Source organism: uncultured Fibrella sp. (assembly GCF_964250085.1).
In the GTDB taxonomy this organism is placed as follows: domain Bacteria; phylum Bacteroidota; class Bacteroidia; order Cytophagales; family Spirosomataceae; genus Fibrella.
This window is the reverse complement of sequence record NZ_CAXUEC010000001.1, coordinates 424,968-444,217: the sequence shown is the minus strand read 5'-3', so window position 1 is coordinate 444,217 and position 19,250 is coordinate 424,968. Positions and strand designations below refer to the sequence as shown.

Here is a 19,250-nt window from a genome sequence, read left to right as displayed (position 1 = left end):
ACCTACGCTATGGCTGCCTCTTCAGCATCTTCCGACGGCTCTCAACAAGCCAACCTGGTCTCTAATGAAAATGCCGAAACGATGTTCGGTGCCGATCAGGCCGAAACAAATATGGTCAAACTTGTCGACGGAAAACTGACGCCAATGGGCGACACCGACGACGATGTGATGGACGAACAGCTTCGCAATCGCTACAGCAGCGACGAAGAGCGGAGCCTTCAGGGATATACCGAAAAAACGTACGAAACGTCAGACGCTTCCCTGCGCGGAGCCGAAGACGTGAAGCCCGACGCCAGCAATGATGCGCAGGAAACGACCGAGACCTATGTGGTAGAAGATAACGGACCAGCCACGAACGACGACGAAAACACGTACACGCTCGAAGCCGATCAGGGAGGCAGTGAAGACGAACCAGCCACAACAGCGGCGGCCAACGATGGTACTCCAACCAGCCGGATTCAGCCCAACGGTGCTGATCAGACGAATACGTATTCGATGAATATCACCGGCGATATGGTTCCGACCACGCCCAGCACGCCCGACCCGAATACGCCGCTTCCCGGTGTGCCCGAAACACCACCAACGCCCCCCTCACCAGGTCCCGAAATTCCAGATCTGCCGGGTTCTCCCTCGCCCGACCGGCCAGAGATCACCGAACCCTCTGAGCCCGGCCGTTCGCACGAAATAAACGCCGGTTCGTCGGGCAGCAACTGGGTAGGTACGTCGAAATACCCGACTGCCATACCGCCAGGCCTTGGCCACTACGGCTACGGTGGTTTCGCCACACAGACGTCAACAGTATCGGTTGATCAAAACCATGTTGAGCCTACGCCCGATCAGGTTGAGCCGGGCGAAGCAGTGCCGGGTAATCAATACGTACATATGTCGACGGGGATTGATGACGCCGAGGGCATGGAAAGTACGCCCGATACAGGGATAGCCGACTATCCGTATGAAGAAGACGGTAACGCCCCTTCGGCCTACAAACCGGGTGAGCGCCCTGAAGAACTAGAGGAAATGATGACGAATCCACGGCAGGCCGCCGACGAATCATTGACCAAAGCGCAGGAAATGATTGGCGAAGACGGCGATCGGAGCGATACCAAATCGACTGATGGACTTGACTTGCCCTACAACGATCCGCAGTCTGTCCGCGACAGAACGGCTTACTGATTTGATTGGTGTGGGTGGCTTGGCGTCAGCAACACAAACCAGCGTGAAGCAATTCGCGAAAAAGGCTTCTCCATCATAGGAGAAGCCTTTTTCGCTACTCAGGTACGTTATGCGCTGAAATTCTGATAGATCGAGTCCATAATTCGGGTAAAATGCTGGTAATCTTCTTCACTGAGTTGCCCCCAGCCCTGTCGGCGAATATCAACTACGAGGGGAAGCAACTCTTCGTATAGCTGTTCGCCAGCGGGGGTAAGCGAGATTAGAAACTTGCGACGGTCGTCGTCGGCGAGGCGACGTTCTGCCAGGCTTTTTTTAGTCAGCAGGTCGATGATTCGCGTTACGGTAGGTGCATCTTTGGTAGTTAGCTCGCCCAACTGATTCTGACTGATTCCGGGATTTCGGTGCAGGTGGTCGATCAGCACCCATTGGTCAACGGTGAGGTCATAACCGGCTTCGGTAAACCGCTTCTGAAGCGCATACCGAATGCGTTTGATGGTTGTATCGATTTTAAAAAAATAGGCCCGTTGATCAGATGGGTGAGTCATAGGTGTGTACAGACGAAATACTATTCCGTTTATATACAAAAAAACGAATTATTATTCTGTTATACAAACATTTAGGCAAACGGCGCGGCTTAAATTATGTTTTGTAAGAGCCTTGCAACCAACTATATGGCACTTGAATCCTGATCTAAAGTTATCACGATGAGATCGTTTCATTTATATGCACTCCTTCTATTGATAACCGGTTGCGGCGCGGAACAGGTTGCTACTCAAACTTATACGCAACAGGAAGGAATCGTTAAAATTAGCGTCGCAACGCGAGGGTCCTATCAGTTCATCCTTCAGCCAGATAGTAACGATTCGACCAAAAATTACCTGATCACCAACTATGCCGACACGCTCAGAAGCTACTTTTTCGCCTACAATAGTAATATCAGGAAATTGCCAGTCCTTTTTAGCGGTGTCGCGTTACCAGAAAAAGGGACCGTCTACTACCCTGGGCCTAATGATGGCCCTGTGCCGGCTTATGATCTGCCAACCGTTCGGCTGACTACACTAAGCCGCAGGTGAGTGGCTGAACCCAACCAGCAACTGCTCCAACTGCCGCTCGATCTCAGGTATCGACTCGTAGAGTTGTTCATACGAATCAATAATGAAGTACTTCTCCTGAAATCGGTCGATGACATAGGGCGTCTGCAACAGTGTGGTCACATCATAGTCGACGCAGGTAGGCACGTCGCTCTCCAGTGCATAAATCGTTTCGCCCGGCGACGACAGAATGCCGCCGCCATAAATGCGCAGTTCGCCATTTTCACGAATCAGACCAAATTCAACGGTATACCAATACAGCCGGGCAATCATATCGATCGCCTCTTCATGGTCAACGTGTTTCAGCGCAATGCGGCTCAGGGCGGCCAGAAAGTCACAGAAGTGTTGATTGGTCAGTACAGGTACGTGCCCGAAGGTGTCGTGAAACATATCGGGTTCGGGCAGGTAGTCGAGTTGATCGCGGGTACGTAGCCAGGTTGTGGCCGGAAACTGCCGATCAGCCATCAGCTCAAAAAACTCCCGGTTACCGATCAGCCCAGGCACGGCCACTACGCGCCAGCCCGTCAGCGGCAACAGGCGCGGATTCAGGTCTTCGTCAAAATTCGGGATGGCTTCGTTTGGAAAGCCCGTGGCCACAATACCATCCATGTATGCCTGCGAAGCACGCCCCGGCAACTGGTGCATCTGCCGCCGGAACAACATACCCCAAACAGCCTGATCGTCGGGGGTATAATTTTCATATATCTGTTTCATTGGATGTCGGATTTAGGATGTCGGATTTGGGATTTGTTGCTGACGCAAGCGTCTTCATGCGTCAGCAACAAATCCCAAATCCGACATCCCAAATCGTTACAATGTTCCTCTAACTTCCTGTTCGCGCTCGATGGCTTCGAAAAGGGCTTTGAAATTGCCTTTTCCGAAGGAACGGGCGCCTTTGCGCTGAATGATCTCGAAGAACAGCGTTGGGCGGGGACAAATCGGTTTCGTGAAAATCTGGAGCAGGTAGCCCTCTTCGTCACGGTCGACCAGAATTCCCAGCGGGCGCAGTGTCTCGATTTCCTCGTCGATCTGGCCAACACGGTCCTTCAGATCATCGTAATAAGCCTCGGGAACCCGCAGGAACTCTACGCCCCGATCGCGCAGGGCGGTTACCGTTTCCACGATGTTATCCGTCGCCACGGCCATGTGCTGAATGCCGGCACCGCCATAAAAATCAATGTATTCTTCGATCTGCGATTTCTTTTTCCCTTCAGCCGGTTCGTTGATCGGAAACTTCACACGCCCGTTGCCGTTGCTCATCACTTTGCTCATCAGCGCCGTGTAGTCGGTCGAAATATCTTTATCATCAAACGACACCAACTGACTGAAGCCAAGTACATTGGCGTAAAAATCAACCCACTGGTTCATTTCGTTCCAGCCCACGTTGCCCACCATGTGATCGACATATTGCAGCCCTACCGATGCCGGTTGGTAAGCAGGTTGCCAGGCTTCATACCCCGGCAAGAACGCCCCCGAATACTGGGTACGTTCGATAAACAGATGAACCGTATCACCATATGTATGAATGCCGGACCGAACAACGTATCCATGTGCGTCGTCATCTCGAACGGGCTTCAGATACGGCCTGGCACCGCGCCGGGTTGTTTCCAGAAACGCCTGTTGGGCATCATCGACCCAGAACGCCACAACCCGAACGCCATCGCCATGACGGTCGATATGCCGCCCAATATCCGTGTCGCCATGCAGAGGTGACGTCAGAACAAGGCGAATTTTACCCTGCTCAAGCACATACGATTCGCGGTCGCGCAGGCCCGTCGACAGGCCGGCGTGGGCTAGTGGCTGGAAGCCAAAAGCGGTCTGGAAAAAGTGGGCTGCCTGCCGGGCATTGCCAACGTACATTTCAACGTAGTCGGTCCCGTTGAGTGGCAAAAAATCAGGGCCGGGATTTATAGTGGCAACGGCTTCGCCAGTTTGAGCGGTAGTTGGCTCCAGCACAAGCAGATTTTTCATGGCGTTAGGCAGGTCCGGGCAACGTTGGGTGGTTGATTCACTCTCAACGCTGCCTATACCTTGTTTCTTGATGAAGTTAATTAGCTTAACAATTATTGCTTAGCGTACAATTATAACAAGAAACGGACGATTTTGTATCTAACCCAGATAAACTATTAGTATATGGCGGGGTGTGGGGCAGAGAGCCTAAGGCAAGGGGTGTTGCTTATGCAGGTGCAGTACTCATGCGCAAGCAACACCCCTTACCTTAGGCTCTCTGCCCCCCCGCCCTTTAAATCTTTTCGTCCGGCAAAACCCTATACGGGCTTGTCAGTACATTTGCGAGACGAACAGGCGGCGGCTCAGCACGTGTCGCTCATTCGCTGGTTCACTAGTTCTCCTTTACATGAAACCTACTCTTCTAATCCTTGCTGCAGGCATGGGTAGCCGCTACGGAGGCATCAAACAACTCGACCAGTTTGGCCCGCATGGCGAAACAATCATCGATTATTCGCTGTACGACGCTATTCGGGCGGGCTTCGGCAAGGTCGTGTTTATTATCCGTCAGGAACTACGCGCCGACTTCGAGTCTATTTTTCTGCCTAAACTAGCCGGAAAAATCGAGGTTGATTTCGCTATTCAGGCACTTTATTCCTACGTACCTGAAGACCTGGGGCCTGTACGGCGCACCAAACCCTGGGGCACGGGCCACGCCATGTTGTGCGCCAAAGAGCACACGCAAACGCCCTTCGCCGTTATTAATGCCGATGATTTCTACGGGCGTGAAGCCTTTCAGGTGATGGGCGAGTTTCTGCAAACAGATACCAACAACAACCTGCACGCCATGGTTGGCTATGAAGTAAAAAATACGTTGTCTGACTTCGGTTCTGTTTCGCGGGGCGTGTGCGCTACCGATGACGCCAACAACCTGACATCGGTAGTTGAGCGGACCAAGATTTATCGCAAAGACGACCTCATTGTCTATGAAGAGCCCGAAGGTCTCACGCCGCTCGACCCGCAAACGCCGGTCTCGATGAACTTCTGGGGATTCAAAACTGGTGTGTTCGCACAGGTACAAAGCCAGTTCGAAACCTACGCCCGCGCCAACTTCGACATACCCAAAGCGGAGTTCTATATACCCACCGTGATGATGCAGTTGATCCAGACCAATGAAGGTGCCTGCCGCGTGTTCCGCAGCCAGTCGGAGTGGTTTGGTGTGACATACCCGGAAGACAAACCAACGGTAAAAAAATCGTTCAAACGCCTGCACGACAGCGGCACGTACCCGGATAATCTGTGGTCGTAACACTAATAGGCACGCTGATTGGGCGGATGAGCCGGATTCATAAACAAGCGTAGCGAGTCCGATTCAATCCAAAAATCCGCGTAAATCCGCTTCATCCGCCCAATCCGTGTTCCCATCAAAAATCAGCGCAAATCCCTTTAAAACTGCGGAATCAGCGTCCCATCATCACTTGCTCTTTTCGCCTGTTTTTAGTAAATTTGGTAGAATCACAACGGCAGCAAACAACCTGCTAATGAACTATGCGTAAGGATATTATAAGCGGCACAAACGAGGGCATGTCGGCGACCGAGAAGGAAATCGAGCGCGCACTTCGTCCGTTGTCGTTCGAGGATTTTACGGGTCAGGCCAAGGTGCTCGAAAACCTCGAAGTATTCGTAAAAGCAGCCATGATGCGCGGCGATGCCCTCGACCATGTGCTGTTGCACGGCCCCCCGGGTTTGGGCAAAACAACCCTTTCCCATATCATCGCCAATGAGCTGGGAGCCAACATCAAAATGACTTCCGGCCCGGTGCTCGACAAACCAAGCGATCTGGCCGGTTTGCTGACCAATCTTCAGCAAAACGACGTCTTGTTCATCGACGAGATACACCGACTCAACCCAATTGTGGAAGAGTACCTGTATTCGGCGATGGAAGATTATAAGATCGATATCATGCTCGATTCGGGACCGAATGCCCGGTCGGTACAGATTAAGCTGAACCCGTTTACGCTGATTGGTGCTACCACCCGCGCGGGTATGTTGACAGCTCCGTTACGTGCCCGGTTTGGCATCAGCAGCCGCCTGGAATACTACGACGCCAAACTGCTGACCAGTATTGTGCAACGGTCGTCGCAGATTCTGGCAACGCCCATCGACGAGAAAGGCGCTTATGAGATTGCCCGGCGCAGCCGGGGTACGCCACGTATCGCCAACAATCTGCTTCGCCGCACCCGCGACTTTGCGCAGGTACGTGGCAACGGCATCATCAACGTCGACATTGCCGAAATTGCGCTCAATGCACTTGAGGTAGACCAGCATGGGCTGGATGAGATGGATAACCGGATCTTATCGACGATTATCGAGAAATTTAAAGGTGGTCCGGTAGGGTTGTCAACGATTGCAACGGCCTGTGGTGAAGAATCGGAGACCATCGAGGAAGTGTATGAGCCGTTTCTGATTCAGGAAGGCTTTCTGAAACGAACATCAAGAGGCCGCGAAGCCACCGAGAAAGCGTATTTCCATCTCGGCGTGGTGCCCCAAACCCGCAATGGTGAGTTGTTCGGTTAACTAAATCATAAGAAAAGCCCGCTAACCGGGCTTTTCTTATGATTGTGCCTTTAGGCCAGGATCTTGCTTTTGTAAATGCAATCGATGATCTCAGCTACTGCATTGTCGACAAGGAAATAATAGATGTTTTTTCCACTGCGTCTAATCTCCAATATGCCTTTATCACGCATATTGATCAGATGGTGTGAAATCAATGATTGTTCAGCATTCAGGTTCTTGTAAATTGCTGAGACGTTCAGTTCACTATTTTCCTGAAGCATCAGAATAATCTTAATCCGAAGTGGGTGAGCTACAGCCTTAAGTACATAGGCTGCTTTTTCGATCTTTTTTTCTTCTTCCATGATTGCCTCGGTGGTTATGGGCAGGAGCTATTATTGGTCAATGAAAATACGCACACATTCGTTACTCACCTAAAAGTAAACATCATATATAATTGTACAACTTATTTAAAGGAATTATTAATGCCTGAATACTAATAATAGGTATTATTTACTTAAACTTATTTATACATACTCATCTTTATCAACTTCTTTTACTCTTTTAGCTAATAAGGAAAACTTAATGCCAGAATAAATGTTATGGCCTCGGTTTCCACCTGAAATATGCCTATTTATTAAATTATATACTACCAATAATGTGAATACGGAGTCGGAAATTTCTGGGGCCGATCCACTGTCTGGGCTAGTCCCCCTAATCTTCTACCGAAAAGATAAGAACCATAGCATTGCTTAAGCTATCAAAAACCTAACAGACTAATTGTAAGCAAGAAAATTACTTACATGTCAAGCCTTCCTATAATCTACTGGATGTGGGTCGGCACCATATCAGCCGTACATCAGGTGATATACCTCCTATTGAACACTCAATTGGATAAATATAGACTCGCCGATAGCCTGGGAAATCAGACCAATAAAACCCATTCGATCCAGAACGTACCCAGTTGGGCAACGGTCGAAAAACACACAGAGCGCGCTAACTTAATAGCGCGCTCGTGACGAAACCGCAGCCCCCGGCTACCTGTCTGTATAGAAAAGCGGATTTTCGGTCTACCGTTTTCTGTGATACTAGCCGTAACCAGCCGATAGACCCCGGCAGAGCAACAACAGAAAACGGCAAACTGAGCCCCTATTTTTGCCGGAAAAACAAGGTTAGCGGTACACCTTCAAAGTCGAAGTGTTCGCGGAGCTTATTTTCCAGAAAACGCTCATACGATTCTTTGATATACTGAGGCAGGTTACAGAAGAAGATGAATGTAGGCGAGGGCGTTGGCACCTGAAGCATGTACTTGATTCTCACATACTTGCCTTTAATAGCTGGTGGTGGATACGCTTCTACCTCAGGCTGCATCAACTCATTGATTTTCGAGGTTGCGATCCGCTTGGTTTTGTTTTCATAAACCTCCATCGCCTTCTCCATTACCTGAAAAATACGCTGCTTTTCATGCACCGACGTAAAGATGATGGGCAGGTAATCGATTGGGGCCATGCGTTGGTTGATCTCTTTTTTCCAGACATCAGCCGTTTTATGATCCTTCTCGATGGCATCCCACTTATTCACCATGATCACCACACCTTTCTTCGCCTTCACCGCCTGGCCAATGATAGTCATGTCCTGGCTTTCGAGACCACGCGTTGCATCAAGCATGACAATACAGACATCCGACGCTTCCATCGCTTTAATGGTACGGAGCGTTGAATAGAACTCAATATTATCGCTGACGCGGGCCTTCCGGCGCAGGCCGGCCGTATCGGTCAAAATAAAATCCTTACCGAACGCTTTGTACCGCGTATTGGTAGCGTCGCGGGTTGTGCCGGCAATATCCGTCACGATGTTGCGCTCCTTGCCAAGTAACGTATTTACAAACGACGATTTGCCCACATTAGGCCGCCCAATGATGGCGATACGCGGGATCCCGGCGTCGGGGTCTTCTACTTCGCCCTGTGGGAAATGCTTCACCACTTCGTCGAGCAGATCGCCCGTGCCTGTACCCGTTTGGGCCGACACCGGATATGGATCACCCATACCTAACGAATAAAACTCGGAAGCAGCCTGACGACGTTCGTTCGTTTCGGCTTTGTTGGCGACCAGAAATACCGGTTTTTTCGAACGGCGCAGTACATCCGCGAAATCATCGTCCAACGGGCTCAGGCCGCTCATCGTATCCACGACGAACAGTACCACCGTGGCTTCGTCAAGGGCGATCTGGACCTGCTCGCGGATTGCCTCCTCAAACACATCTTCCGATCCAACAACGTACCCACCCGTATCGATCACGGTAAAGAAATGGTCGGTCCACTCGGCCCGTCCATAGTGCCGGTCGCGCGTGACGCCCGACTGGTTATCCATAATGGCCACCCGTTGCTCAATCAATCGATTGAACAACGTCGATTTACCCACGTTCGGGCGACCTACAATTGCTACAATGTTTGCCATCTTGAAGGTGTTCTCCGTCCTCTGTCTTCTGTCTTCCGTTGCGCCGATTCGTCGGACCGTGCTGAGTATCGAAGCAATAGAAGACAGAAGGCAGAGGACAGAGGACGAATTATTTATTCATCATAACCCAACCGGCGGAGCATACGCTCTTTCTGGCGCCAATCGGGTTCTACTTTGACATGTGTTTCTAAAAAGACTTTTTTACCGAAGAAGCGTTCCAGTTCTTCGCGGGCCATTATGCCCGTTTTTTTGATCATGTTACCTTTTTCACCAAGCAGGATAGCCCGTTGTGTAGGGCGTTCTACCAGGATCTCGGCCGAAATCACGATCATATCCTCCCGATCTTTAAAACCGGTGATGATCACTTCCGAGCTATAAGGCACTTCTTTCTTATAATTCAGGAAGATTTTTTCCCGAACGATCTCCGAGGCAAAAAACCGCTCTGGCTTGTCGGTAAGTTCATCTTCAGGAAAATAAGGCGGATGCACCGGCAGGTAACGCACGATGTCGTCGAACAGCCGATCCAGGTTAAATCCGTTCAGCGCCGAAATCGGAATAATTTCCGTGGCTTTGCGTGGTGCGCCGGGTGTAGATTCGCCAGGTACGTTGGTATCGGCCTCATCCGTAGGGTCTTCGTCGAGTTCATGCTCTTCGGCTAGCTCGTCAATGTCGGGGTCAACTGTTTTCTCTTCGAGAACAGCGTACCCGCCCACTTCGAAATGGGCCTCCCAATAGGCGATTTTAGCCTCCACCTCTTCGGGTGTAGCCTGATCGATCTTATTGATCAACAGAATGATGGGTACGTTGGCATATTTCAGCCGCTTGATCACGTCGTCTTCGTCGTGCCGCTCGAAAATATCGGTTACGAACAGGATCACGTCGGCGTCTTCGAGTGAGCCACGCACGAAGCTCATCATCGACTCATGCAGCTTATACTTCGGCTGAATGATCCCCGGTGTATCGGAATAAACGAGTTGAAATGGTTGCCCGTTGTGGTTGCCGTTCAGGATGCCCATGATCCGGTGGCGGGTGGTCTGGGCTTTAGAGGTGATGATTGAGAGGCGTTCGCCAATCAATTGGTTCATAAGGGTCGATTTACCGACGTTCGGCTTACCGACAATGCTCACGAACCCTGATTTGAAACCGTCTGCGACAGGGTTATGCGCTGCCGCCGGGTTTACCGGGAGTTGGTCTCCGGGTGGTTGTATGTCAGGTGATCCCATATTGGTTGGTTAACCAATGGCTTTGAGGTGAAGGCCGTGCCTTTTGTTTCCCAACAGAAGGTGGCCGAAAAAATATTTTTACAAAGATAGTTGAATTTCTTGAAATCAGTCTTACATTTGCACTCCCAACACCGCGGGATGGAGCAGTTGGTAGCTCGTTGGGCTCATAACCCAAAGGTCGCTGGTTCGAGTCCAGCTCCCGCTACAAAGCGAAAGCCTCTGAGAAATCAGAGGCTTTTTTGTTTCTGACAGTGCTGCCAATGAACTGCTAGTACCAATAACGAATTACCCCAGGCGTAGAAACTTACGCGAACACAGCAGGCATTTGTACGCCTTGACAGGTAAAAAGAAAAGTAACGTCTTCACGAGAAACGGCCTGTGAACTCGCTCAAGAGTTTCCTTGTCTCCGCAATGAGAACAATAACGGTGCGTTGTCGGTCGATAGAATAGCAGGACTGGATTCGATAGAATCGCTGCGCCTGCGAACACGGCTGGTAGAGAATGCATACGTTTCAGGTTGTATATAATAGATAGTACACAGACGGTTTTGGCCTTATAGGCGTCCTTAACCGACTAACAGGCAATAATTAACGGCCAAAGTAGATAAATCAACAGCTAATTATTGACGGCTATTGATTTATCGGTATTTAGCCCTGTTCTTCCCTTATATAGTCCTAATATGCACCAAAATTCTGTTGCCAATTGGTTAAACTGGCAACAGATGGACGCGCGCATTGTCTGCTTCTTTGTTGGATAGCTTCTAACGAACTAGGCAGACATCGCCTCGCCAACTAATTGCGGCGCTAACGTCCGACGTACCTGCGACGCAATCTCAAATGAACGTAGCCGCGCCGTATGGTCAAATATCTGGGCGGTTACCATCAGCTCATTGGCCTGGGTTTGCTCAAGAAAACTGGTCAGGCCCCGCTGTACGGTGTCGGGTGCGCCCACCATTGCATAGCGCAACATCTGATTGGCTCCCGATTGCTGAATGGCGTAGTCGAGCAGGTCGGGGCGATCAACGGGTGGGGGCAGTTGACCCGGTGTACCCCGGCGCAGGTTGATAAACTGCTGCTGCACCGACGTAAACAGGCGGCGCGCTTCATCATCCGTATCGGCCGCTACGACGTTTACGCCCAGCATCACATAGGGTTTGGCCAGCGTTTCCGACGGTTTGAACTGCGTGCGATACATATGCAATGCCTGCATGAGGGCATCGGGCGCGAAATGAGACGCGAAAGCAAAGGGCAAGCCGAGCATGGCGGCCAGTTGAGCACCAAATAAACTGGACCCCAGTATCCAGATAGGTACGTTCAAGCCCGCGCCCGGCATTGCCTGAACAGCTTGCCCCGGCTGCACTTCCTGAAAATACTGCCGCAATTCAACTACATCCTGCGGGAAGGTATCAGGACCAGTCAGATTACGGCGCAGAGCACGGGCCGCCACCTGATCGGAACCCGGTGCCCGACCCACGCCCAGATCGACCCGCCCCGGATACAGCGACGCCAGGGTACCAAACTGTTCCGCAATAACCAGCGGCGAATGGTTCGGCAACATGATCCCACCCGACCCAACGCGAATCGTCTGCGTGCCGCCTGCTATGTAGCCAATCACAACGGAGGTAGCGGCACTGGCCACTCCGGTCATGTTATGATGTTCGGCCAGCCAATAGCGGTTGTAGCCCCATGTTTCGGCATGTTGAGCCAGATCAAGGGCATTTTGTAAGGATTGATTGACCGTGCTGCCCTGGGCAACAGGAACCAGATCAAGTATAGAAAAAGGAATGTTATTCATTTCGTTGCTGAAAGCTAAACGTCGTTCCAGATACCACCTGGACGACTTCATAGCTAACAGATCCAGCTCCCAAATAATTACCCTAACCGGCTATTTAACCGATCGATTCATGCTCGTTATCTCCCCTCGGCCAGCCGGGTAATGGCGTCGGGAACTTCCGGCTCGCCCTTAAAGAAAGCGCCCCGTTTACCCTGCGTCAGGGCCCAGCGGTGGAGCCAGGAAATACCGCCCGTGTTTACGTAGGTGTCGGGCGACTGGTAGGCCGGGTCCTGAACAGCCTGATCGAGCGGAATGAAGCGGTATCCTTCTGCTGCCAGGCGAGACAGCACTTCCCCCATGTAAAACGAGTTGATCGTATTGGCATGTGTCAGCAAAATATGGGCGATCGGGCGTTTAAACAGCGAATCGGCCTGCGTTTCATAATAGTGAACACAATCGAGCATATACGTTACATATTGCTTACCCACCAATGTCGCCAGGGTAGAGTCCTTTCGAAGCAGGGCCGCGTCGTAGGCGGCAGAAAACAGGTAATCGCCATTATCAATCGTAACGGGCGCCTCCCGGTAGGTATGGTCGGCCAGATACCGCACCAGTGAATCGCGCTTGCCAACGGTGTTTCCCCGATGCAGGTACGGGTGCCGAAAATAGCGGGGCTGCTGATTGGCCGGTTGAAGCAAAGCGCGCAGCAGCGTATCCACTCCCACGATGTCCCGCTGAGACTCAGCCGCCGATATCGTGTTGTAATCTTTGTGGGCAAATGTGTGATTACCCAGTTCCATGCCAGCATCGAGCCAAAGCGTAAGCATCCTGATCTGGGCGGGATCAGGTTTCGCCTGCACCATCAGTTTTTCGCCAACCACGAAACCGATGGCAGGTACGTTACGCTGCGTTAAGTGAGTCAGCAGGCGTTTCGTGAGCGCCTCCTGACCCGCCGACGTCCGATAAGAACGGGAAACAGTTGGCAAGTCATCGATGGTGATACAAATCTGCTTCTGCGCCTGTGCGGTTTCAGCAGCACACAGGATCAGCAAACAGATGGAGACGAACAGCGAATGGAAAGGTATACACGTCATCGGTGAAAACATGATTTTTTTGTAGGTACGTAGCTAGCCCGTTGACGGCCATTTACTTATGCCTAACGCAGGTACGTCCTGTTTACGTTGTTGTTGCTAAAAGTAATGAAGGCCGACCGGCTGGTCGTGTTTCAACAGGCACACTGTCTTTCAGACGTAAGAAACTGACAGCCATACTAAAAAGACCGTTGCGCATTAAATTTACGTTTCCTATCTTTGCGGTCCCGTTGAGAAAAATCAAATAGCCATGGCTAAGAAAGGTAATAGAGTTCAGGTAATTTTAGAGTGCACAGAACAGAAGGAAACTAACGTTCCCGGCACATCGCGGTACATTACGACTAAGAACCGTAAGAACACGCCAGCTCGTATCGAGCGTAAGAAGTACAATCCGAATTTGAAGCGGGTAACGCTCCATAAAGAGATTAAGTAACTAATCATCCCGGCGGAACCCACTGCATTATCGCATTGAGGCACACGTCAAAACAAGCTCAAACCAATGGCAAAGAAGGTAGTTGCAACCCTGAAAACGAAGGATAACGGCAAAGCATACGCGAAAGTGATCCGCGCCGTGAAGTCACCCAAAACGGGGGCTTACACCTTCAAAGAAGAAATGGTACTGATCGACGAAGTGCAAAACGCACTGAAAGCCTAGTTGCCCGTCAACGTTTAGTAACCGCGTACAAGGAAGTCCCGATGAGGGACTTTTTTTGTTTTAGCTTTGTACAGGAAGTTCAAAGCCAGGAAAGTCGTCATCGATGAGTCATAAGTCGCGCTGCTCACCTAAGACGAGCATACAGCTTTCCTGACTTAGAACTCCTCAATGACGACTTTCAAGACTACACATACCTATGGCTTTCTTCGGTTTATTTGGAAAAGAGAAAAAAGAATCGCTCGACAAAGGCTTAGAGAAAAGCAAAGACAGCTTCTTCTCAAAACTGGGCCGGGCCGTTGTCGGTAAAGCGACCGTTGACGAAGAGGTGCTCGATGAGCTCGAAAACGTGCTGATTTCCTCTGACGTAGGCGTTGAAACAACCGTCAAAATCATTGACCGGATTGAAGCCCGCGTGGCCCGCGACAAGTACATGGGTACCAGCGAACTGGATACCATCCTGCGCGAAGAAATTGCCGCCCTGCTATCTGATAACAAAAGTGCCAGCGCTACCGGCAGCGATGATTTCGACTTGCCTGCCGGCAAAAAACCGTATGTTATTATGGTCGTGGGCGTCAATGGCGTGGGTAAAACGACGACAATTGGCAAGCTGGCGTCGCAGTTTCATAAGCGAGGCAAAGTGGTAGTACTTGGCGCGGGCGATACCTTCCGGGCCGCCGCCGTTGACCAGCTTAAGCTCTGGGGCGACCGCGTGGGCGTGCCCGTTATTTCGCACGGCATGAACACCGACCCCTCGGCCGTGGCCTACGATGCCGTAAAAAAAGGGCAGGAAATGGGTGCCGACGTGGTCATTATCGACACCGCTGGCCGACTGCATACGAAGGTAAACCTGATGAACGAACTATCGAAGATCAAGCGGGTGATGCAGAAGTTCATCCCCGATGCTCCCCACGAAGTGTTGCTCGTGTTGGATGGCTCAACAGGACAGAATGCGTTCATTCAGGCAACCGAATTTACGAGAGTGACCGAAGTAACGGCACTGGCTATCACAAAACTGGATGGCACGGCCAAAGGTGGCGTGGTCATCGGCATTTCCGATCAGTTCCAGATTCCGGTGAAATACATTGGCGTGGGCGAGAAGATCGACGATCTGCAGACCTTTGACAAGATGGAGTTCGTGGATTCGTTCTTTCGGAAAGTGAGTTAAACGATTCGGCAGTTTATTGGTCTGTGTAATGAGTTGCTGACACATGTATATTACTTCACGTCAGTAATCTATTACCCAACTATAAACCATCCCAGCGCCATGCGTAGCCTTCTTATTGTACTCACGCTCTTTTGCCTGACAACCAGTGCGTTTGCTCAGAAAAAGCTTAAGAAAGTGCCGCCTAAAAAGCAGGGAATTTGCGGCATGGTAGTGGAGCAAACCGGCAATCAGATGCCCGGTCCCGGCAAAGTACCCTCGAAAGGCACACCCGTTAGCCGCGAGGTACTGATCTACCCCGCTCTAACGATGGACGGTGTGGAGGGTATGGAAGACGGGTTTATTACGTCGACAAAAGGAGTAAAACCGATCAAAACGGTGATGTCGGACAAAGACGGTAAATTTTGCCTGTATGGCGTTCCGGCAGGTACGTATTCGGTGCTTGTCCGCGAACCCAAAGGTCTGTACGCCAGTATGTTCGATATGGAAGGGCGACTGAATGTCGTGACGGTGAAGCAGAATACCGTAACACAGCATACGGTTCAAATCACGTATCAGGCAGCTTTCTAATAATGAGTCCGTTCCTGTTGTTCGCCATTCCCTTTTCTCTGGTCGGCTGGTTGATATACCGGGCAATTCGATATACGAGTGAATCCGTTGGAGAAGAATCACCACTACACAGAGCCGTTGTGTATCAGTACAACAAATGGGATTTTTTGACATGGACAAACACGCCCATGCTGGTTTTTTTCAGCTTTGCATTTATGTGGATGTCCTGGTTAGTACTCACAAATCTGAACACCGCGACCAGGCCCTGGCACTATCTTCTGGCCGGGTCTGTACTCGTTTTATCAGTCGGCTTTTTTTATCTGGTCTACAAAGTAAGCCGACTGGAGGAGCGTTTTTGGACGATCATCAAGGATACAGCTCTAGCGCTTGACCCGACTACAAAATCAATAACCGTTTACCGTGCAGGTACGTCTACTGTGCTGACGGCCAACACCGTCGCGTTAATCGAGTCGCACATAACGGCGCAAGGTAAATTCAGCTACCTGCATTTCCGTTTCGTTGATCGCGAGGGACACGCGACGTTCTTTTTCGATTATGGTAAAGGTCTGGGTTTCGCCTTGGAGGATTATTTTAAAGGTGTTCCTGTGAAGTACGTTGAGCATAAATTCCCGTTTGATACCGTGCCGGTTTCATAGGTCAGCGTCGTCAATTTTGCTTTGCTTCGCTTCGCACTTTGGGGTACTTCGCGCTTGTGGCCCTTCGACTAGGCGTTCCTGACAGGCTCAGGGCCACAAGCGCGAAGCCTGCCTGGTGATCAGCAGCACCGGCTCGCTTGGCAAGCTCAGCAGTGTAACTGTTTAACAGCAGTTTCTTCGGCACTGCGCAATGCCTGAACCATCTGGGGTGAGCCAATATAGAGCGGGCAACGCTGGTGGAGGTTGGTTGGCTCAACGTCGAGCAGGCGTTTGTGGCCGTTTGTTGCGACGCCCCCGGCCTGTTCAGCGATGTAGGCCATTGGGAAGCATTCATAAAGTAGCCGCAGTTTGCCGTTGGGCGTTTTCACCGTTGGCGGGTACAGGTAAATGCCGCCCTTGATCAGGTTCCGGTGAAAGTCGGCTACGAGCGAACCGATGTAACGACCCGTCAGACGTTGCTGCTTGCAGGTTTTCAGGTACGTCTGCACATAAGCAGGGTAGTCGAGTTGGTTGCCGTCATTGCATGAAAAAATCTGCCCGTCGGCTAGCTGACGAAGACCCGGATGCGACAGAATATATTCCCCCAACGACGCATCGTACGTAAATCCGCTGACGCCATCACCCGTGGTCAGGACCAGGATCGTGGAGGAACCGTAGAGAATGTAGCCCGCCGCCACCTGCTTATCGCCGCCTTGCAGAAAATCGGCCATTGTGGCTTCGGTGCCTACCGGCGTGACGCGCCGATAGATCGAAAAAATCGTACCGATCGACACGTTCACGTCAATGTTCGATGATCCGTCGAGGGGGTCGATGGCAACTACGTACTTGGCGTGGCGGTTGCCGGTACAGATGATATCATCGTCCTCCTCCGAAATAATGGCGCAGACTTCTCCCCCATTTTTCAGGGCACGGAGAAACCGGATATTCGCAACCACGTCCAGCTTTTGCTGCATTTCGCCCTGGATATTACCCGACCCCGCCGAACCGGTAATATCCATCAACCCCGCCCGGTTTATCTCGCGATTGATGATCTTGCTGGCCAGCGCAATATCGCGTAAGAGTTGCGACAGTTCACCCGTGGCATACGGAAAGGCCGTTTGCCGACGCATGATGTAGCGGTCGAGCGTGGTGCCAACGGGCAACGCCAGTTGACTGATTTCGGAAGTATTATCAGTGAACATCATACCAGGGTAGATGAAACGCAAATTGAGATATGTCGGCGTAGCCCCCAACCCCCTGAAGAGGGCTAAACCATTCGGCGGAGCAAAAGCCCCTTCAGGGGGTTGGGGGGCTACGCCGACAAAACCTAACGTCTACAGCAGTTGCCGTTTTTCGTTGAATAACCGTTGCAGGTAAGTTGCTTTTTCATCGTAAGCGGCGGTATCGGCCCAGGTTTGGCATGGGTCGAGCAGGGCGTCGGGTACGTTGGGGCAGGCGGTTGGCATAGCAAGGCCAAAGATTGGATGTGCCTGGTAACGTACCTGATCTAGGTCAAGCTGGCCCGAAAGTGCAGCCCGAATCAGGGCGCGGGTATGGGTGAGGCTAATGCGTTTGCCCACGCCGTAGCCGCCGCCCGTCCAGCCGGTGTTGACGAGCCAGACATCGGCATCGTGCTCCCGGATTTTATCACCCAGCATTTGGGCATACGTACCTGGAGCAAGTGGCATGAACGCGGCACCAAAACAAGCTGAAAATGTGGCTTGTGGCTCCGTAACGCCCATTTCAGTACCGGCCACTTTCGCCGTATACCCCAGCAGAAAATACTGCATGGCCTGTTCGGGCGTAAGCCGGGCAATGGGCGGCAACACGCCGAACGCGTCGCAGGTCAGGAAGAAAATCGTGTTGGGATGTCTCGCCACCGAAGGCACACGGGCGTTGCTGATGAAGTCGATGGGGTACGATGTCCGCGTATTTTCGGTCAGGCTGGTATCGCTGTAGTCGACCGTGCTGTTGCCGGGCGCGAAGCGGGTATTTTCCACGATAGCCCCGTACCGGATCGCGTCGAAAATCTGGGGTTCGCGTTCGCGGGTCAGGTCAATGGCTTTGGCGTAACAGCCTCCTTCAAAATTGAAGACACCGGTTTCGCTCCATCCATGCTCATCATCGCCAATCAGGGCGCGGTCAGGATCAGCCGAAAGCGTTGTTTTGCCAGTACCCGACAACCCGAAAAACAGGGCGACGTCGGGCTTTCCGCCGCGCTCGCCAACGTTGGCCGAACAGTGCATAGGCAGCACATTTTGCGGGGGCAAGAGGTAATTAAGTGCCGAGAAAATGCCTTTTTTTATCTCCCCCGCATAGCCCGTTCCGCCAATGAGCAGCATCCGTTTCGACAGGTTTAGAATGGCAAAATTCTCGCCGCGCGTACCGTCTTCATCCGGAATGGCTTTAAAGTTGGGCACGGCCAGCACGGTGAAATCAGGCTTGAACCGGTTCAGTTCCTCATCAGCAACCCGCAGGAACATGTTGTGGCAAAACAGGTTCTGCCAGGCCGAGGTAGTCAGGATGCATAGGTTAAGCTGATGGGCAGGGTCGGCACCGGCGCGGGCATAGCGCACGTACACCGTCTGGTATTCCAGAAAGCTCCGCATCCGGCGGTGGAGCCGGTCAAACTTATCCGACGAAAACGGGATATTAACACTTCCCCAATCGACCGTATCGGCCGTTAACTCATCGCGGACAATATACCGGTCTTTCGGCGAGCGACCGGTAAAACGGCCGGTTGAGCACATCAGCGCACCGGTATCGGTCAACTGACCTTCGCCACGTTGCACAGCCTGCTCGATCAACGCCGCTGGCGAAAGTTGAAAAAACAGTTCAGCCGGTTCTGCCAGTTGCAGAAAATCAATAGCGTTATCAGCCGGGAAGTTCAGGCTAATTAGTTGAGCGAATGATTGCGATTGTTCGATGACCATACGATACG

At 51.6% G+C, this 19,250-nt stretch carries 18 protein-coding genes and 1 tRNA gene; 9 read left to right on the top strand and 10 right to left on the bottom strand.

Annotated features, from left to right (window positions below; translation table 11 throughout):
* Positions 1 to 9 precede the first annotated feature (9 nt).
* A complete protein-coding gene (locus ACFE8Q_RS01800; RefSeq protein WP_375443635.1) occupies positions 10 to 1,173 on the top strand; it encodes a hypothetical protein in 1,164 nt (387 codons plus the stop codon).
* 107 nt (positions 1,174 to 1,280) lie between these two features.
* Here the strand turns inward: ACFE8Q_RS01800 and ACFE8Q_RS01795 are convergent, their stop codons facing one another.
* The 3 genes from ACFE8Q_RS01795 to hppD form a co-directional block, all read right to left on the bottom strand.
* Complete coding sequence (locus ACFE8Q_RS01795) at positions 1,281 to 1,718, bottom strand: MarR family winged helix-turn-helix transcriptional regulator (protein ID WP_375443634.1); 438 nt, start codon at positions 1,716 to 1,718, stop codon at positions 1,281 to 1,283.
* Positions 1,719 to 2,231: 513 nt separating this feature from the next.
* Positions 2,232 to 2,978 carry a phenylalanine 4-monooxygenase gene (gene phhA / locus ACFE8Q_RS01790; RefSeq protein WP_375443633.1) on the bottom strand — a complete coding sequence of 249 codons (747 nt, stop codon included), beginning with the start codon at positions 2,976 to 2,978 and terminating at the stop codon, positions 2,232 to 2,234.
* Between the two features lie 96 nt (positions 2,979 to 3,074).
* The gene (gene hppD / locus ACFE8Q_RS01785; RefSeq protein WP_375443632.1) at positions 3,075 to 4,235 is read right to left on the bottom strand and encodes a 4-hydroxyphenylpyruvate dioxygenase; all 1,161 of its coding nucleotides are present in this window, start codon (positions 4,233 to 4,235) and stop codon (positions 3,075 to 3,077) included.
* Positions 4,236 to 4,620: 385 nt separating this feature from the next.
* Here hppD and ACFE8Q_RS01780 point away from each other — a divergent pair, with 385 nt between their 5' ends.
* Both ACFE8Q_RS01780 and ruvB read left to right on the top strand, forming a co-directional pair.
* Positions 4,621 to 5,520 carry an NDP-sugar synthase gene (locus ACFE8Q_RS01780; protein ID WP_375443631.1) on the top strand — a complete coding sequence of 300 codons (900 nt, stop codon included), beginning with the start codon at positions 4,621 to 4,623 and terminating at the stop codon, positions 5,518 to 5,520.
* Positions 5,521 to 5,759: 239 nt separating this feature from the next.
* Entirely contained in the window at positions 5,760 to 6,788 is a 1,029-nt protein-coding gene (gene ruvB / locus ACFE8Q_RS01775; RefSeq protein ID WP_375443630.1) for a Holliday junction branch migration DNA helicase RuvB, read from the top strand.
* Positions 6,789 to 6,838: 50 nt separating this feature from the next.
* Here ruvB and ACFE8Q_RS01770 read toward each other — a convergent pair whose 3' ends face one another.
* From ACFE8Q_RS01770 to ACFE8Q_RS01760, 3 genes are all read right to left on the bottom strand, one after another.
* Complete coding sequence (locus tag ACFE8Q_RS01770; RefSeq protein WP_375443629.1) at positions 6,839 to 7,129, bottom strand: ArsR/SmtB family transcription factor; 291 nt, start codon at positions 7,127 to 7,129, stop codon at positions 6,839 to 6,841.
* Between the two features lie 784 nt (positions 7,130 to 7,913).
* A complete protein-coding gene (gene der, locus ACFE8Q_RS01765; protein ID WP_375443628.1) occupies positions 7,914 to 9,221 on the bottom strand; it encodes a ribosome biogenesis GTPase Der in 1,308 nt (435 codons plus the stop codon).
* A gap of 113 nt (positions 9,222 to 9,334) precedes the next feature.
* Positions 9,335 to 10,444: a GTPase Era gene (locus tag ACFE8Q_RS01760; protein ID WP_375443627.1), complete on the bottom strand. Its 1,110-nt coding sequence runs from the start codon at positions 10,442 to 10,444 to the stop codon at positions 9,335 to 9,337.
* Positions 10,445 to 10,576: 132 nt separating this feature from the next.
* Between ACFE8Q_RS01760 and ACFE8Q_RS01755 the strand changes: the two genes are divergently transcribed.
* Positions 10,577 to 10,649: transfer RNA gene (locus tag ACFE8Q_RS01755), tRNA-Met, on the top strand.
* Positions 10,650 to 11,212: 563 nt separating this feature from the next.
* Here the strand turns inward: ACFE8Q_RS01755 and ACFE8Q_RS01750 are convergent.
* Positions 11,213 to 12,238 carry an LLM class flavin-dependent oxidoreductase gene (locus ACFE8Q_RS01750; protein WP_375443626.1) on the bottom strand — a complete coding sequence of 342 codons (1,026 nt, stop codon included), beginning with the start codon at positions 12,236 to 12,238 and terminating at the stop codon, positions 11,213 to 11,215.
* A gap of 116 nt (positions 12,239 to 12,354) precedes the next feature.
* Positions 12,355 to 13,311, bottom strand: a complete 957-nt coding sequence (locus tag ACFE8Q_RS01745; protein ID WP_375443625.1) for a polysaccharide deacetylase family protein — start codon at positions 13,309 to 13,311, stop codon at positions 12,355 to 12,357.
* A 247-nt stretch (positions 13,312 to 13,558) separates the two neighbouring features.
* Here ACFE8Q_RS01745 and rpmG point away from each other — a divergent pair, with 247 nt between their 5' ends.
* The 5 genes from rpmG (at position 13,559) to ACFE8Q_RS01720 (ending at position 16,330) form a co-directional block, all read left to right on the top strand.
* Positions 13,559 to 13,741 (top strand): 50S ribosomal protein L33, encoded by a 183-nt coding sequence (rpmG, locus tag ACFE8Q_RS01740; protein WP_085411320.1) that lies wholly within the window; start codon positions 13,559 to 13,561, stop codon positions 13,739 to 13,741.
* A 66-nt stretch (positions 13,742 to 13,807) separates the two neighbouring features.
* Positions 13,808 to 13,963, top strand: coding sequence for a DUF4295 domain-containing protein (locus ACFE8Q_RS01735; RefSeq protein WP_085411322.1), 156 nt, complete (start codon positions 13,808 to 13,810; stop codon positions 13,961 to 13,963).
* A gap of 196 nt (positions 13,964 to 14,159) precedes the next feature.
* On the top strand, positions 14,160 to 15,128 hold the full coding sequence (gene ftsY, locus ACFE8Q_RS01730; protein ID WP_375443624.1) for a signal recognition particle-docking protein FtsY: 969 nt from the start codon (positions 14,160 to 14,162) through the stop codon (positions 15,126 to 15,128).
* Between the two features lie 99 nt (positions 15,129 to 15,227).
* The gene (locus ACFE8Q_RS01725; RefSeq protein ID WP_375443623.1) at positions 15,228 to 15,695 is read left to right on the top strand and encodes a carboxypeptidase regulatory-like domain-containing protein; all 468 of its coding nucleotides are present in this window, start codon (positions 15,228 to 15,230) and stop codon (positions 15,693 to 15,695) included.
* 2 nt (positions 15,696 to 15,697) lie between these two features.
* Positions 15,698 to 16,330 carry a hypothetical protein gene (locus tag ACFE8Q_RS01720; RefSeq protein ID WP_375443622.1) on the top strand — a complete coding sequence of 211 codons (633 nt, stop codon included), beginning with the start codon at positions 15,698 to 15,700 and terminating at the stop codon, positions 16,328 to 16,330.
* A 146-nt stretch (positions 16,331 to 16,476) separates the two neighbouring features.
* Here the strand turns inward: ACFE8Q_RS01720 and fbp are convergent, their stop codons facing one another.
* Together fbp and pckA are read right to left on the bottom strand one after the other, a co-directional pair.
* Complete coding sequence (gene fbp / locus ACFE8Q_RS01715; RefSeq protein ID WP_375443621.1) at positions 16,477 to 17,514, bottom strand: class 1 fructose-bisphosphatase; 1,038 nt, start codon at positions 17,512 to 17,514, stop codon at positions 16,477 to 16,479.
* 129 nt (positions 17,515 to 17,643) lie between these two features.
* Positions 17,644 to 19,242 (bottom strand): phosphoenolpyruvate carboxykinase (ATP), encoded by a 1,599-nt coding sequence (gene pckA / locus ACFE8Q_RS01710; protein WP_375443620.1) that lies wholly within the window; start codon positions 19,240 to 19,242, stop codon positions 17,644 to 17,646.
* Between the last annotated feature and the right edge of the window lie 8 nt (positions 19,243 to 19,250).

What these genes read in the sequence shown, in the direction of transcription:
- fbp (WP_375443621.1), bottom strand. Translation starts at nt 17,514, where the DNA reads ATGATGTTCACTGATAATACTTCCGAAATCAGTCAACTGGCGTTGCCC.
- rpmG (WP_085411320.1), top strand. Translation starts at nt 13,559, where the DNA reads ATGGCTAAGAAAGGTAATAGAGTTCAGGTAATTTTAGAGTGCACAGAA.
- ACFE8Q_RS01745 (WP_375443625.1), bottom strand. Translation starts at nt 13,311, where the DNA reads ATGACGTGTATACCTTTCCATTCGCTGTTCGTCTCCATCTGTTTGCTG.
- pckA (WP_375443620.1), bottom strand. Translation starts at nt 19,242, where the DNA reads ATGGTCATCGAACAATCGCAATCATTCGCTCAACTAATTAGCCTGAAC.
- ACFE8Q_RS01800 (WP_375443635.1), top strand. Translation starts at nt 10, where the DNA reads ATGGCTGCCTCTTCAGCATCTTCCGACGGCTCTCAACAAGCCAACCTG.
- ftsY (WP_375443624.1), top strand. Translation starts at nt 14,160, where the DNA reads ATGGCTTTCTTCGGTTTATTTGGAAAAGAGAAAAAAGAATCGCTCGAC.
- ACFE8Q_RS01780 (WP_375443631.1), top strand. Translation starts at nt 4,621, where the DNA reads ATGAAACCTACTCTTCTAATCCTTGCTGCAGGCATGGGTAGCCGCTAC.
- ACFE8Q_RS01770 (WP_375443629.1), bottom strand. Translation starts at nt 7,129, where the DNA reads ATGGAAGAAGAAAAAAAGATCGAAAAAGCAGCCTATGTACTTAAGGCT.
- ACFE8Q_RS01750 (WP_375443626.1), bottom strand. Translation starts at nt 12,238, where the DNA reads ATGAATAACATTCCTTTTTCTATACTTGATCTGGTTCCTGTTGCCCAG.
- phhA (WP_375443633.1), bottom strand. Translation starts at nt 2,978, where the DNA reads ATGAAACAGATATATGAAAATTATACCCCCGACGATCAGGCTGTTTGG.
- der (WP_375443628.1), bottom strand. Translation starts at nt 9,221, where the DNA reads ATGGCAAACATTGTAGCAATTGTAGGTCGCCCGAACGTGGGTAAATCG.
- ACFE8Q_RS01760 (WP_375443627.1), bottom strand. Translation starts at nt 10,444, where the DNA reads ATGGGATCACCTGACATACAACCACCCGGAGACCAACTCCCGGTAAAC.
- ACFE8Q_RS01720 (WP_375443622.1), top strand. Translation starts at nt 15,698, where the DNA reads ATGAGTCCGTTCCTGTTGTTCGCCATTCCCTTTTCTCTGGTCGGCTGG.
- ACFE8Q_RS01795 (WP_375443634.1), bottom strand. Translation starts at nt 1,718, where the DNA reads ATGACTCACCCATCTGATCAACGGGCCTATTTTTTTAAAATCGATACA.
- ACFE8Q_RS01725 (WP_375443623.1), top strand. Translation starts at nt 15,228, where the DNA reads ATGCGTAGCCTTCTTATTGTACTCACGCTCTTTTGCCTGACAACCAGT.
- ACFE8Q_RS01735 (WP_085411322.1), top strand. Translation starts at nt 13,808, where the DNA reads ATGGCAAAGAAGGTAGTTGCAACCCTGAAAACGAAGGATAACGGCAAA.
- ruvB (WP_375443630.1), top strand. Translation starts at nt 5,760, where the DNA reads ATGCGTAAGGATATTATAAGCGGCACAAACGAGGGCATGTCGGCGACC.
- hppD (WP_375443632.1), bottom strand. Translation starts at nt 4,235, where the DNA reads ATGAAAAATCTGCTTGTGCTGGAGCCAACTACCGCTCAAACTGGCGAA.